Here is a 14949-nt window from a genome sequence, read left to right as displayed (position 1 = left end):
TTGACTACTTCCTATCACGCAAAGCCCTTTTGAAGACTTTTTTCCGTTGCTTGACCAAGCTGATGAGGGCCTGACCTTCCTTGGCATAGCCCCCTTTTTTATTGTAAAAACTCTTCTCGAAATCAGCTGTTTGCCTCTCTTGCCAGAACCTGCCCAAGCGAATCCTGCCCGTCCGATTGGGAGAGCGGTAGCCCTTGGTAGCTTGATTACGAAAGGCTGGGTCATGAGGGCTGACAGGATAAACATCCAGACGAAAATGACTCTTGTTATTGTTGCCGTAATTGAAACTGGCCCCATTGATGATACCATTGGCTGTCACCTTTTCGGCATCAACTTCATTGAGAAAATTCCCTTGACTATCGATGATAAATTCCGTCCGAAACTGGAGGAGAACCTTGATATTATAGGATTCTTGCTGGTCAGGAAAGTGAAAATCACCTGCATTGATCTGGCGTTTATTGTGCAATCTGGCATGGTCCCAGAGGCTGGGCCTGAGATGATTGGCCCGCAGGTAGGCAATCAGGGCATCCTGGTCACTCATGCCATGTTTTCGGTAATATTGACGGACATACTGGGCCTGCTGACTGGAAATGACATAGCGGAGCTGGTGGAGCTGGCGGTTAAAGCTGGTCTTCTCCTGAAAATCTCGCCCCTTCATGGCTAATCGAACCTGTTTAGTTAGGTCAGCCCAAAAACGGTCATGAGGAGCCAAATCAGGCGAAAATTTAGCGACCAAGGCCTGATTTTCCTCCAACTGACCGGAGAGATCCTCTGGCATGGCCAAGCTAGCCAATAAAAATTCCAGAGCAGCTCGCGGCGTCTGCTCCTTTTTTATGATCCGCCATTCCTGCAAAAATTCCTTTGAACCAATGAGCATGGCTCCTCCTTTCTTTTGGACATAGCTATTAAACTCTTGAAAAAGACGAAAAAACTGGAAAATCAGGATTCCCCCTTTTGGTGCCATAAGATTTTGAAGCCCCGTCTATCTTGACTTTCCTATTATAGCTAATTTTAGCAACAAAACAAAAAGTCTGACTCTCCTCCTAGTCTAGTCCAGTTCATTCACTCACCAGTAGCCTTTTTCGATAGTCAGTCACCGTCATCCCCAGCCATTTTTTAAAAGCCCGACTAAAGGCAGCAACCTCGGTATAACCCAGTAAATCTGCGATTTCTTCGGTGGATAAGTTCAATTGCAAATACGAAACTGCCATAGCCTTCTGGACTGCCTGAACCTGCTCCTTAAACGAAGTGTTTTCCGCTTTTAAATTCCGTTGTAGAGTCCGACTGCTAAGACCCAAACGTTGGGCGATATCTTCCACAAGAAAGTTGCCTGCCGGAATGGCGGAGAGGAGCTCCTCTTGTACATAAGTGGCAAAAGACTTCTCACCCTCTAGGCTAGCCAAATGCTTGTTGAGCTCTGGCTCTAGATAGTGCCACATGATATTATTTTGGGTAATAAAAGGTTGGTCCAAATCAACCCTAGCAAAGACTAGCTGATTATAGGTCGATTTTTGGACTAGTTGGCCAAATTCAGCTAGGGTCTCCTCCTCATAATCAAAGGGGCTTTCAAGCAAAATGGGTTGAATGGATTGTCCTGTTCCGGTCTTTAGGAGATTTAAGAGGAGCAATTGTTCATTAAGTACCGCAAGCTTCGGCAGGTCGAACTGCCTGAGAGCATAGCTAAAATGGACAGAGACTGATAGCTCCGTCACCATCAATTCCACCTCAATGGGACCAACCAACTTTTTAAAATGAGCAAACCGCTCCAAGGCTTCTAGGCCATTTTTAGCCGATAAGGCTGCAAAAAAGGCGGGAACTAAAAGCTGGAGATTGGCAATCTGGCTAAGGGCTCGAATTTCCTTTTCGTCAAGCACTCGGTCGAGCTCGTCCAGCAAACGAAAGTATTCTAAACTGGTCAACTCAATTTCTTCGTTTCTTAATTTATTGGGAATAGTGGCTTTATGAAGTAGGCTGGAAAAATCCAGTCCTAGAGTTTTCAGATAATCTTCTAGCCCTCGAGTAACTGCTAGTTTCATTGAAAAACTTCCTTATTTCATTTGACTTAACATCATACGGTCATAGATACGATCTCCTAGGATACGGCGGATACCGACTAAGAGGTGTGCTCCTTGTCCAACTAGATAGCGTGGTTTGGGTTTACGGGCATTGATAATCTTTTGAACAATTTTAGAAATGACAGCTGGATTAGAACCTGCTACTGGCGGATTATCCATAGACTTGATATAGGCATTGGCCACTTCCTTGTGGGGGCCATTTTGCGATTCAAAAGAGAAATTGTCACGTACTCCTTGATAGAAGTCCGTGTTAATGATTCCTGGTTCAAGCAGAACAACCTTTATGTTAAAGACCTTCAATTCCAAACGGAGACAATCGCTGTAACCTTCAATGGCATGTTTAGTGGCATGGTACCATGCTCCTAGTGGTGAATAGATTTTCCCACCCATAGATGAGGTATTAATAATGAGGCCATCTCTTTGTTGACGCATGAAGGGTAGGACCTTTTGGGTCAAACGGGCCACACCATAGACATTGACCTCGAACTGCATCTGCACTCTTTCCATGGGCATCTCCTCAACTGGACCACAGAGACCATAGCCTGCATTGTTCCAAAGGACGTCAATCCGCCCTTGCTCGTCAATAATCCTCTTGACAACCTCTTCAATGTCCCCTTCGCTGGTGACATCCATTTTCAGAACATGACCGCCTAGTTGGGCCAAGTCCTTCATCTTATCAAGGCTACGAGCGACACAGTAGACGGTATGACCCGCCTTGATTAAATCCTGAGCCGTTATTTTCCCCATTCCTGATGAAGCTCCCGTAATTAAAATAACTTTTTTTGCTTTAGACATATTTCTCTCTCTTTTCTTTTAATGATGGTTCTATTTTAAAAGATAGACCGACACAATCCCATAACAATTTCCGCCAAGCTCTTACCATTTTACGCCATTTAAAAAAATAAGAAAGTCTTTTGCGCATAAAAAGGACCCAGTTCTACTTAACTGGATCCCTATTTATTTTCTATTATTTCCCCTACTCTTCCTTCAACTTAGCCAGTTCTTGAGCCAAGAGTTTGAGGGCGACTTGCGGGTTAGCCTGTCCCTTGGTAGCCTTCATGAGGAAACCGGTGAAGGCCTTGTCGGCGTTACGTTTACCAGACTTAAAGTCAGCAACCGCTGCTTCATTATCCGCAAAGACCTGATGGATAATGGGAATCAGGATCTCAGGGTCAGAAATCTGTACCAGACCAGCCTTTTCCACATAGTCACGGGCTCCACCACCATTTTTAGCCAGGTGGACAAAGACCTTCTTGGCAATCTTGGAAGAAATAGTGCTATCTTCAATCAAGCCCAGCATTTCTACCAGATTTTCTGGTGTCAGATTAATGTGCTCAATGGTCTTAGCTTCGCTATTGAGGAATTGGGCCACTTCACCTTGGAGCCAATTGGAGACCTGCTTGGCGTCGCCGCCTAGGCCAACAGCTTTTTCAAAGAAGTCTGAGGTCGCCTTGGTCGCTGTCAATTGACTAGCATCATAGTCCGTCAGACCCAATTCATTCACATAGCGGGCTCGGCGGTCTTTGGCAAATTCAGGCAGGCTGCCCCGCATGTCCTCAATCCAATCATCAGAAATCTCAAAGATTGGCAGATCCGGTTCTGGGAAGTAACGGTAATCGGCCGAACCTTCTTTAACCCGCATAAGAATTGTTTGTTTTCCAGCTTCATCATAACGGCGGGTTTCCTGGCGAATCACACCACCAGAACGCAGGATTTTGGCCTGACGCTCAACCTCATATTCCAATCCCTTGCGGACATTACTGAAGGAGTTGAGATTTTTTAGCTCTGTCTTGGTACCAAATTCTTCTTGACCGTAAGGACGCAGGGAAATATTGGCATCAACCCGCATGGAGCCTTCTTCCATCTTGACATCAGAAATACCGGTATACTGGATAATTTCCTTTAAAGCCGTCAAATAAGCATAAGCCTCTTCAGGAGAGCGCATATCAGCCTCAGAAACAATCTCAATCAGAGGCACACCCTGACGGTTGAGGTCAACGTAGGAATAACCATCGTCAGCGTGAGTATTCTTACCAGCATCTTCTTCCAAGTGCGCCCGTTCAATACGAATTTTCTTTGTCGAACCATCATCCAGCTGCGCTTCCAGCCAGCCATTATAGCCAATTGGCTCATCAAATTGCGAAATTTGATAGGCTTTTGGATTATCAGGATAGAAATAGTTCTTGCGGTCAAAGTGCATGGTCTGGTGGATATCCATGTTGAGCGCCAAAGCAGCTTTTATTCCCGCATCAATAACACCCTTATTCATAACCGGCAAAACACCGGGGAAAGACCAATCGATGATATTAGTATTGGCATTGGGATTCTCACCAAAATGAGCCGATGATGGTGAGAAGATTTTTGAATTGGTATTTAATTCCACATGGACTTCCAGCCCAATAATGGTTTCAAAGTTCATTTATTCTCACCTCCAAAAATTGCTGGCTGCTGCTTATGGTAGTCAGTTACTGCTTCAAAAGCGGAGGCCGCTTGATAGATAGTTTCCTCACCATATTTAGGACCAATCAGCTGCAAGCCAACTGGCAGACCATCCACAAACCCTGATGGAATCGAAATTCCTGGTAGCCCAGCTAGATTGACTGGAATGGTCAGAAGGTCAGCCAGATACATGGCAACAGGGTCGTGATTGAGCGTATCCAAACCGAAAGCTACCTGCGGTGCTGTAGGGCCGAGGATAAGGTCATAATTGGCAAAGACCTTCTCAAAATCTTGGATAATCAGACTGCGTACCTGACCAGCCTTCTTGAAATAAGCATCGTAGTAACCAGACGACAGACTGAAGGTCCCCAGCATGATACGGCGTTTAACTTCATCACCAAAGCCTTGGCTGCGAGTCTTGACATAGATATCCTCTAGAGATTCGGCACCTTCTGCTCGGAAACCATAGCGAATCCCATCGAAGCGTTGCAGGTTGGAGGAAGCTTCTGAAGAAGCAATGATGTAATAAACCGCCACACCATACTTGGAATGGGGCAGACTAACTTCTTCAACAATGGCTCCCAAGTTTTCAAACTGCTTAGCCGCTGCTAGAATATTTTCTTTAATTTGTGGATCAATGCCTTCGCCCAAGTATTCCTTAGGCAGGGCAATTTTCATCCCTTTGATGTCTTGCCCAATCTTACTGGTATAATCAGCAATCCGAACAGGAGCAGAGGTGGAATCCTTCTTGTCCTCGCTGGCAATAGCATTTAGCAGTTGGGCATTTTCTTTAACAGTCTGCGAAAATGGACCAATCTGATCCAGCGAGCTGCCAAAAGCAATCAGGCCAAAACGGGACACCGTACCATAAGTTGGCTTAAGACCGACAACACCATTAAAAGCTGCCGGTTGACGGATGGAACCACCCGTATCAGATCCCAGTGACAGACGAACCTGACCAGAAGCTACTGCTGTCGCTGAACCACCTGATGAACCACCGGGGACCTTGCTTTGATCCCAAGCATTTTTAGTCTTCTTGAAGTAGGAAGTTTCGGTTGAGCCGCCCATGGCAAACTCGTCCATGTTGGTCTTACCAACGACGATCATACCTTTTCCATAGGCATTTTGAACAGCTGTCGCATCAAAGATGGGTTCATAATTGTAGAGAATTTTCGATGCAGCAGTTGTCAAAATCCCCTTAGTCGAAATATTATCCTTAACCGCTAAAGGAATTCCTGACAGGGCATTATCCGCATCAATTCCTTCTTCATCTATAGTCTGAGCCTGCTCCAAAGCCGCCTCTTCCGCTACCGTGATAAAAGAACCAACAGCCGTCTCACGCGCCTTGATATCCCCAAGTGTCGCCTCAGTCAGCTCAGTCGCAGAAATTTCCTTTTTGACCAGGAGATCGTGCAATTCTTCAATTGTTTTATTATTAAAAGACATTAAGCATCTCCTCCGTCATCTAAGATCGCCGGTACCTTGATATAATAATCTTTCGACTCCGGTACATTTTTAAAGAGCTGATCGCGATCAGTTCCTTCTTCAGCCACATCAGGGCGAATAACTGTCTTGCGGTCAGCCATGGTTGTTGTAATAGGCACACCAGTCGTATCAACTTCATTCAACAGCTCAACCATGTCGACAATTTTGGTCAAGGTAGTCGCAAATTCAGCTGTTTCTTCATCTGAGAAGGACAACTTTGACAAGGTCGCTACATGGCGCACTTCTTCTTCCGAAATTTTCATCCATTTTTCTCCTATAAGCATTACATAGTCTTCAAAATTATATCACACTTTTAAAGATAAAAACATTCTTTCAAAATTGTAAGGGCAGGGCTTCATTATTTTGGTACACTGATATCAAGGAGGAAGATGCCATGAAAACATTAAAAGGATGGAATACTAATCAGCTCAAATACATCGCCCTGACTTTTATGGTAATGGATTCTGCATTTTTTGCCTTCCCCGGCTTGCCAAGCTGGCTGCATCTCATGACACGATTTGTTGCTCCTGTCTTTGCTTATTTAACACTGGAAGGCTTCTTTCATACCAGAAATCGACAAAAACATTTGCTTCGATTGTGGACGGCTGCCATTCTCATGCAGCTAGGTGACTTCCTATCTTTGCTACTCCTAGGATCTAAGCACCAGATCGTAGATAATATCTTTTTAACCCTCGCTTTAGGTTACAGCATGATCTATTTTTGGCAAAAAGCTAAAGACTCCACCAATCAGCGCAGCCTTAATTTTATCTTGGGAACAGTGATTTTCATCATGGGACTTTTCCTATCGCTTATCGGTCTGCCTCTTGGCCAGCACCTCAGTCTGACACTGGAAGGCGGTATCCCAATTCTCTTTCTCATGCTGATTTTCTGGAGATTTTATGGTAATCCTAAAAGGCAGCTGCTCGTCTTTGGATTATGGAGCGTCTTGCTCTTTATCATAATGGGACCAGACCTTAATATCAGTCATTACCCAAGTCTGGGTGTCTGGTTTGAGATGTTTTGTTACAACAGCGATGCTATGAGCTTCCTCTTCCTTCCCTTCCTATTTTTCTATAATGGGCAAAAAGGCAGCACTAAGCCTATCCATAGATGGTTCTTTTATATCTTTTACCCTGCCCATCTTTGGATCTTGAATATACTAGCTTTCTTCTTGTAAATGGATCTTGCACATCATAAAGAGGTTGGGAACGTTCCCAACCTCTTTTAACCTGCAGAGAGGATGATATCACCAACACTTCTGATGGAAATTTATCACTCTGCTGCCTGTAAAGCTTCCAGCATATCAAGATATTTGAGTCGATAGTGAACAAATACCCCTAATCCTACAAGAATAAGACAGATAAAAACAATTGGGATCACATAAACCTGAATATCAACATTTGTCCCAAATAATACATTATCAGAACCAATCATCTCCATGATTACTTGATGCAAATAATGACCAGCTAAGAGTCCCAAAACATTTCCTACCATTGAAAGAACAATCGTTTCACGGTAAATATACAAGGTAACCTCACTATCGTAAAAACCAAGAACCTTTACCGTGGATAACTCTCTAATACGTTCAACAATATTGACATTAGTCAAGTTATAAAGAATAACAAGGGCCAAAAGAACTGTATTGACAACCAGAACAATCATGGCTGCATTCAAAGAGGTAACAATTGTTTTAATCATCTTCATCCGAGATGTATTTTGAGTCACCGATGCAACCTCGTTCATAGCCAGTAATTTCGTTGATATATCCTTAATATGAGAAGAAGAATCATCCTTTAGGTTGATAAAATAAGCATTATCATCGGGCTTCTGACCAAAAATATCTTGATAGACTGACCGAGTCATAAATAAATAGTGGCCAACATTCATCTTGGCAACGGCAGCAACCTTGATACGGCGCTTCTTACCATCACTGTCCTTAAGATAAAAACTCTTACCCTCATCAACCTTATAAAAGCGGGCTAATTTTTCAGAGATAACGACACCGTGCTTAGGCAGTTTTAAGTCCAGATTAGTATGGGCATCCTTTAAGCGAACAAAGTCGTCAAAGTTGTCGCCATCCGTTGCCATAACAGCAATACTCTGCCTGTCTTTTAACTGAGGCACCTCTTCAGTCAAGTTAGTGTAATAAATACTCTGATAACGCGCAACGTCCTTTGACCTTAAAAAGTCCGTTAAGCTATCATTATCTTTGACACCTTCCTTTTTCATAGCTACCAGATGATAAGGGGTCAACTGCGTAAACTGTTCCCTAATCACCTTTCCCAAAGAGGATTGGATTCCTAAGCCTGCAAAAAGAAGTGCAACTGAACCAGCCACCCCCAAAATCGTCATCAGCATCCGCTGCTTATAGCGAAAAATATTACGGACGGTCACTTTATGAGTAAAACTCAAACGCCGCCACATAAACCCTATCCGCTCTAAGAAGATCTTCGACCCTCTCACAGGCGGCTTAGGCAGCAGCAACTGAGCCGGTTTTTCACCCAGCTCCTTACTGGCAATAAGATAAGCCGGTAAAACAGCACTCGCCAATCCTAACAAAACAGCGATTAAGGTATAAGACCAGTAAAAGGATAAATGGGGACTGCCCAAGACCATATTCCCTGAAAAAATCTGCAGAACAATACGCGAAAGCAAATAATGTCCTCCGATAATGCCTAAGAGGCTGCCTAGCATACTAGCTACAAAACCATAAATAAGAAATATCCGGATAACATCTTGTTTCGTATAACCCAGAGCTATCAGTAGACCCGATTTGTTTCTTTCCTCATCAACAAATCGAGTCATCGTCGTAAAGGTAACCAAGGCAGCAACACCATAGAGTACAATAGGAAAAATATTGCCGAGATTGCCCATACTGTCTGCATTGGCAGAATAGACCGTATAACCTTCTCCGCCCAGCATGGTCGAACGTGTATAAGTATTATAGATTGGTTTTGGCATAGCATCAATTTGAGCCTGAGCTTTTTGAATCTGCTGCTCCTTTTGAGCGATTGATTGGCGCGCTTGACTAATAGACTGCTGAGCCAACTCTTGCTGATAAGGAGGTGCTGATGCTAGAGCAGCTGTACTTTCTTGCAGCTTCTTTTTTGCGTCAGCCAAGGCTATTTTACTTTGGTCAACTTTTTTCTGCGGTGCCTTTTTCAAGTCTGCCAGACGCTTTTGGCCATTATCCTCTAACACTGTATCTAACGCGTCTTGATAACTATTCACTTTTTTAGTGTAACCATCGGAAAAAGGATTAAGCTTTTTCAGTCGGTCATAGCGAATTCTAGCCAAAGTATTGGTGCTATTCGCAAAGGCTGAGGAATTCACAACACCATAACTTGTCAGATTACCATCTCCTGCTGTCGACGATCCTAAATTTAAGTTAGACCAAATTTCAGATGACTTGATGAAACCGACTATTTTGAAATCTTTTTCTACCAAATTAGACTTCTCAGAAAGCTGAAAGGATAATTTATCACCCAGTTGATATTTCTTTTTCAAAGGAGCAGCCAGAGCAATCTCATTCTGTTTCTTGGGTAAATTGCCTGATTCTAACTGGTAAGTCGAGATGGTCTGACTATTGGAAAACACCCTCACAGCATTGTCGGTATCCTCAATCGTCACATCTGTTACTTTCCCAAACTCTACCTTAGCACCATCAACATGCTCTAACTCTTCCTGATCAGCCTGACTAAAACCATGACTGGCTGTTACAAATAAATCTGCTGTTTGATGGACCTGCAGATACTCATCAGCTCGCCCTTGCATATTGGGTCTTGTTGCTTTCAAGCCGATAAAGGTAAACGATCCTAAAAACATCAAAAGCATAATAGAAAGAAAGCGGCCTTTTGATCCCAACAAGGCCTTCCAGATCGTTTCCCAGTAAACCTTTTTTCTCATAAAATCACCCCTTTAATACTCAAGACTATCAATATCTAAAGGCTGATCATTGCAGGTAATCTTACTAACCTTGGCATCATGCAGATAGATCACTCTGTCAGCAATCGGCGCCAAGGACGAGTTATGCGTGACAATGATAACAGTGGCCCCTCTTTGACGAGACATATTCTGCAAGAGTTTTAGGATCTGCTTACCTGTTTGATAGTCCAGAGCTCCTGTAGGTTCGTCACATAGAAGTAACTTAGGATTTTTAGCCAAGGCACGGGCAATAGATACCCGCTGTTGCTCGCCACCAGACAGCTGGGCAGGAAAATGATCTAATCGACTTCCAAGTCCAACTCCCTCTAGGGTTGCGGCAGCATCTTTGGCATCAGATACTATCTCTGAAGCAAGTTCTACATTTTCTTTAGCAGTCAGATTGGGAACCAAGTTATAAAATTGAAAGATAAACCCAACATCATTTCGGCGATAAGTCGTTAACTCTTTTGGACTGTAAGTTGCGATATTGTTACCATCAATCCAAACTTCTCCTCCATCATTCGTATCCATGCCGCCAAGAATATTAAGAATCGTTGATTTACCAGCGCCAGAAGCTCCTAAGACAATAACCAACTCTCCTTTATTAATCTCAAAACTGATATCGTTATTGGCGACGACTTCTCTTTCTCCCATCTGATAACGCTTATAAGAATGTTTCATTTCAACATAACTCATCTAACCACCTCCTTATTTAGACAGTTGTTGCTTTAATCTTTCCTTTAGTATATAATAGACTAAAGTGAAAAACAAGCAGCATTATATAGACCTTTGTCTATTTAAAGAGAGGATATCCTATGACTCAAAAACGTCACACACAAAGTAAGGCCAAAATAAAAGCAGCTATTACCGAGCTGCTGCTAGAAAAGAAAGCATTTGGAGATATTACTATCCGTCAAATCACTGAGAAAGCCCACATCAACCGCAGCACTTTTTACCTTCATTATCAAGATAAATATGACTTGATTGAAAAGCTTATGCATGAGATAACTGACCACCTCCGAAAAGAATTGCATGATGATCCTGCCAGTATAGAAGAAAAACTCATTCACAGCCTCAATTACCTGCAAAGCCAGCAAGAATTTATTAAACTCATCATTGACATAGCACCAGTAAATTTTTCTCAGAAAACACGCCAGTTTATCACTGAGCTGGTTGAAAGCGACCCTGCCCTCTTTTATGATGTGGTCAACCCAGATCTACCCCTGCCCAAAGATTATAGGCTGACAACTTATGTTGCCAGCATTGAGAGTATTTATGCTCATTGGATGCTAACGGGTGCTCAAGAAGCCCCCCAAGACATTGCAGATATGATTCTAGTTGTCCGAGGATTTTATCAAAAATAATCATAAATAATGGAGGTAACATTATGGCAAGGCTATCTATCCATCGAAACATCAGTCTTTTCAACGACCGAAGCCCACTCTTTCTCATACTTGACAATAAAAATCTTGGCCGGCTGACAATCATTAAGCCAAGGGAATGCTCTGTATCGGCTGGCGAACACACTGTCTATGTCAAAGATATCTTAGGATTTACCAGTCCAGTACTGACTATAAATATTCGAGAAGATAGAGAATCTGTGATAAGGGTAAGCAACAAACTTTCCTTACTACTCCTATTGCTCTTTCTCATAGTATTCACTATTCTGCTCAAAAGTCCCCTAGTCTCATTCCCTGCCTCAGCGATTAACCCTATCTTAATAACTATCTGGCTGATATTCCTTGCAGCCCTCCTTATCTTTTCCCGCCACTCCTTTTATAAGATTCAAGAAGACAGTTTCATCTAAAAAGAGAGGCTTGGACAAACAACTATAATGGCTTTGTCTTCACCCATAAAGTATGGGAATCTCTAAAGATTGCGTATATCATTAAGTTAAGTCAGACACATACTCAAGCGACCAACTGGACATCAGGAAATTTTTCCGTCTGAGAGCCAGTTGGTTATTTTTGTGTCTACTTAAAGAAGGGGGAGTATTACCCAAAGTTTGAAATTATGACACTCAGTAGGTAAAGCTTACTGAAAATTGCGCCCCTAGTCATCGCTTAAATAGCGATTCGATTTTCATTCTGTAACAGTCGCCCCTAAGACATTCTTGAAATGATCAAGGGCAAATTGATGATTTTCTTGAGTCAGGCTTGCCACGCAGGAAGCAGGAATCTCAATATCATAACCCAGATTATAAGCATCAATAGCTGTATGAAGGACGCAGATATCGGTGAGAACACCAGTTAAGACTAAAGTTGTCACCCGCCTTTCCCGCAGCCGAATATCCAAATCCGTTCCCGCAAAGGCTGAATAGTGGCGCTTATCCAGCCAGAAAACCCGACTGTCATCCTTGATAGCTTCATAAACATCAGCCAGCTGACCATAGAGGTTGCGTCCGCTGGTCCCCTTGATATTGTGGGGGGGAAAGAGTTTGGTTTCGGGATGAAAAGTATCTCCTTCATCATGGCCATCAATGGCAAAGAAAATATAATCACCAGCTTCATAGGCTGTCTGGGTTTTAGCAGCAATGGCTGTTTCAATGGCCTGAGCAGGCTGACCTGCTGTCAGTTTGCCATCATCCGCCACAAAATCATAGGTATAATCAATCGAAATCAGCGCTTTAGTCATTTTTATCCTCCATTTTGGACATAGATATTTTCTTCATTATACTAAAAAATCCTGCCATAGAGACAGGATTTTTTCTACTACTCAAAATCTTTAATCTTATCAAAGATACCTTCGTTAATAACCTTAAGGTAGGTTCCCTTCATTCCCAAAGAACGACTTTCGATAATACCGGCACTTTCCAACTTTCGCAAAGCATTGACGATAACCGAACGGGTAATTCCAATCCGATCAGCAATCACAGAAGCAGTCAAGCGCCCTTCAAGACCGCCTAATTCATTAAGAATGGCAGCTACAGCTTTCATTTCCGAATAAGACAGGGTATTGATAGCCATATTAACAGCTGTTTGCTTGCGGATGGTTTCTTCCAAATTTTCTGTTTGCAGATTGAGCAATTGAATCCCAACAACGGTCGCTGCAATTTCAACCAAAATCAAGTCATCATCGGTAAATTCATCATCATTGCGCCAGATAATTAAAGATCCCAGCCGCATGCCACCACCATAGATCGGTGCTAAAGTGGTCAGACCTCTCGGATAGATATCTCGGGACTCTACTGGAAAGATGGTTAACTCGCTGGAGACAGGGATATTGGCTTCGGTATCGTAAACCCGACTAATCCCCCGCATATAGTCATCAGGGAACTGCTGAGCGTCAAAAATCTCCTCAACACGGTCGGTGTTGGTTTTATAATTCATGGCATAGCCAAGAAGCGTTCCCCCACCATCAACGATACAGACATTACAATCAATAATATCAGCCAACTGCAAGGCCATAATATTGTAAGGTAAATCCTCTTGCAAACTGTCAACCGAGCGTTGCAAGATGGATGTGATTTTTCTTGTTTTTTCTAATAAGCTAGGCATTTCTCTTTTCCCTCTTTATGATTTCACCTCATTATATCAGAGTCTTTTTGAAATCGCAATCAATTATCAGAAAATTTCTTATAGTTCCAAAATTATAGTCAATAATTTACAATTTTAATCAAAACGTTCGGATTTTAATGGATCTTTTTCCCTTTTTACACAATAGCCCCGCTGGTATCTTGCTCAAAATCAAGCTGCTATCACTTTTTTACGAAGAAAATCTTTGCAATGCTTGGCAAACGCCAGAAAAAAGAAACCTCCCAATTCTAGGGAAGTTTCTCCAATAATAGACTTTATAACTTTAACGTTTATACTGAGCCAAGACCCGAGTGATCTTTTCTTGAACCTCTGCCAGTTCAGATACTCGGGGCAGATAAACAATGCGGAAGTGATCAGGCTTGTTCCAATTGAACCCTTTACCAGGAACTAGCATGACCTTCTCTTGCTTAAGCAAGCGCAAAACAAATTCTTCATCATCATCGACCCTATACATATTCGGGTCAATCTTAGGAAAGATGTAGAGGCCAGCCTTAGGTTTGACGGCTGTTAAGCCAGGAATATCATTGATAGCCTTAGTGATAAACTCTCTCTGCTCATAAATTCGACCGCCTGGGACTAACAATTCATCACCAGATTGGTAGCCGCCCAAGGAAGTCTGAACAACATGCTGAGCCAAAACATTGGAGCAGAGTCGCATGTTAGACAGCATATTAAGTCCTTCAATATACCCCTTGACAGACTCCTTAGGTCCGGACAAAACCATCCATCCAACCCGAAAACCACAGATACGATGGGACTTGGAGAGGCCATTCATAGACACACAGAAAACATCAGGAGCCAGACTGGCGATGGCTATATGCTGTGCCCCATCCATTACCAAACGATCATAGATCTCATCCGCAAAGATAATCAAATCATTCTGCCGAGCAAGCTCAACAATGTCTTCCAAAATATCCTTAGGATAAAGGGCACCTGTTGGATTATTGGGATTAATGACCACGATCGCCTTGGTATTTGAGCTAATTTTGGACTTGATATCATCGAGATCCGGATACCATTCAGCCTGCTCATCACAGAGATAGTGGACAGCCTTACCTCCCGCTAGACTGACACAAGCCGTCCAAAGAGGATAGTCGGGCATAGGAACCAAAACCTCATCCCCATCATTTAGCAGAGCTTGCAGGGACATAGAGATCAGCTCAGAAACCCCGTTACCGATATAAATATCATCAATATCAACTGGTGGGAAGCCCTTGGTCTGACAATACTGCATAATAGCCTTGCGGGCAGAAAAAATTCCTTTAGAATCTGAGTACCCCTCACTCTCTCTGACATTTAAAATCAAGTCTCGGATAACTTCGTCAGGAGCTGTGAATCCAAAAGCTGCAGGATTCCCTGTGTTGAGGCGGAGAATTTTCTCACCATTAGCCAACATACGATTAGCTTCATCAAGGACCGGCCCACGAATGTCGTAAGCCACATGTTCGAGTTTGGATGACTTATTAAATTGCTTCATACTTGTAACCTCT

At 42.9% G+C, this 14949-nt stretch carries 13 protein-coding genes; 2 read left to right on the top strand and 11 right to left on the bottom strand.

Going from position 1 to position 14949, the window contains the following annotated elements:
* Nucleotides 1-4 precede the first annotated feature (4 nt).
* The 6 genes from STRCR_RS04135 to gatC all read right to left on the bottom strand — a co-directional run bounded on the left by STRCR_RS04135 (nucleotide 5) and on the right by gatC (nucleotide 6262).
* On the bottom strand, nucleotides 5-877 hold the full coding sequence (locus STRCR_RS04135) for a DUF3114 domain-containing protein (RefSeq protein ID WP_004230083.1): 873 nt from the start codon (nucleotides 875-877) through the stop codon (nucleotides 5-7).
* Nucleotides 878-1058: 181 nt separating this feature from the next.
* The gene (locus STRCR_RS04130; RefSeq protein ID WP_004225743.1) at nucleotides 1059-2036 is read right to left on the bottom strand and encodes a helix-turn-helix transcriptional regulator; all 978 of its coding nucleotides are present in this window, start codon (nucleotides 2034-2036) and stop codon (nucleotides 1059-1061) included.
* A 12-nt stretch (nucleotides 2037-2048) separates the two neighbouring features.
* Entirely contained in the window at nucleotides 2049-2870 is an 822-nt protein-coding gene (locus STRCR_RS04125) for an oxidoreductase (protein WP_004227315.1), read from the bottom strand.
* 181 nt (nucleotides 2871-3051) lie between these two features.
* Nucleotides 3052-4494, bottom strand: coding sequence for an Asp-tRNA(Asn)/Glu-tRNA(Gln) amidotransferase subunit GatB (gene gatB / locus STRCR_RS04120; protein ID WP_004228003.1), 1443 nt, complete (start codon nucleotides 4492-4494; stop codon nucleotides 3052-3054).
* Entirely contained in the window at nucleotides 4491-5960 is a 1470-nt protein-coding gene (gatA, locus tag STRCR_RS04115) for an Asp-tRNA(Asn)/Glu-tRNA(Gln) amidotransferase subunit GatA (protein ID WP_004226564.1), read from the bottom strand. Before gatA ends, gatB begins: the two co-directional genes overlap by 4 nt.
* Nucleotides 5960-6262: an Asp-tRNA(Asn)/Glu-tRNA(Gln) amidotransferase subunit GatC gene (gene gatC, locus STRCR_RS04110; RefSeq protein WP_004225847.1), complete on the bottom strand. Its 303-nt coding sequence runs from the start codon at nucleotides 6260-6262 to the stop codon at nucleotides 5960-5962. The genes gatA and gatC overlap by 1 nt, the downstream gene beginning before the upstream one ends.
* A gap of 131 nt (nucleotides 6263-6393) precedes the next feature.
* Here gatC and STRCR_RS04105 point away from each other — a divergent pair, with 131 nt between their 5' ends.
* Complete coding sequence (locus STRCR_RS04105; RefSeq protein WP_004229632.1) at nucleotides 6394-7176, top strand: TraX family protein; 783 nt, start codon at nucleotides 6394-6396, stop codon at nucleotides 7174-7176.
* A 95-nt stretch (nucleotides 7177-7271) separates the two neighbouring features.
* Here the strand turns inward: STRCR_RS04105 and STRCR_RS04100 are convergent, their stop codons facing one another.
* Together STRCR_RS04100 and STRCR_RS04095 are read right to left on the bottom strand one after the other, a co-directional pair.
* Nucleotides 7272-9905 carry an ABC transporter permease gene (locus STRCR_RS04100; protein ID WP_004229589.1) on the bottom strand — a complete coding sequence of 878 codons (2634 nt, stop codon included), beginning with the start codon at nucleotides 9903-9905 and terminating at the stop codon, nucleotides 7272-7274.
* A gap of 12 nt (nucleotides 9906-9917) precedes the next feature.
* Entirely contained in the window at nucleotides 9918-10619 is a 702-nt protein-coding gene (locus STRCR_RS04095; protein ID WP_004228619.1) for an ABC transporter ATP-binding protein, read from the bottom strand.
* A 119-nt stretch (nucleotides 10620-10738) separates the two neighbouring features.
* Here STRCR_RS04095 and STRCR_RS04090 point away from each other — a divergent pair, with 119 nt between their 5' ends.
* A complete protein-coding gene (locus STRCR_RS04090; RefSeq protein ID WP_004227089.1) occupies nucleotides 10739-11287 on the top strand; it encodes a TetR/AcrR family transcriptional regulator in 549 nt (182 codons plus the stop codon).
* 718 nt (nucleotides 11288-12005) lie between these two features.
* On the opposite strand, the gene STRCR_RS04080 is transcribed toward STRCR_RS04090, so the two are convergent.
* The 3 genes from STRCR_RS04080 to STRCR_RS04070 all read right to left on the bottom strand — a co-directional run bounded on the left by STRCR_RS04080 (nucleotide 12006) and on the right by STRCR_RS04070 (nucleotide 14936).
* A complete protein-coding gene (locus STRCR_RS04080; protein WP_004225258.1) occupies nucleotides 12006-12557 on the bottom strand; it encodes a cysteine hydrolase family protein in 552 nt (183 codons plus the stop codon).
* Nucleotides 12558-12634: 77 nt separating this feature from the next.
* Nucleotides 12635-13420, bottom strand: a complete 786-nt coding sequence (gene codY, locus STRCR_RS04075; protein WP_004226020.1) for a GTP-sensing pleiotropic transcriptional regulator CodY — start codon at nucleotides 13418-13420, stop codon at nucleotides 12635-12637.
* Nucleotides 13421-13721: 301 nt separating this feature from the next.
* The gene (locus STRCR_RS04070; RefSeq protein WP_004228433.1) at nucleotides 13722-14936 is read right to left on the bottom strand and encodes a pyridoxal phosphate-dependent aminotransferase; all 1215 of its coding nucleotides are present in this window, start codon (nucleotides 14934-14936) and stop codon (nucleotides 13722-13724) included.
* Nucleotides 14937-14949: the final 13 nt, after the last annotated feature.

This window comes from Streptococcus criceti HS-6 (genome assembly GCF_000187975.2).
In the GTDB taxonomy this organism is placed as follows: domain Bacteria; phylum Bacillota; class Bacilli; order Lactobacillales; family Streptococcaceae; genus Streptococcus; species Streptococcus criceti.
Note: the sequence above shows the minus strand (reverse complement) of the source record. Positions and strands in the feature narration are given on the sequence as shown.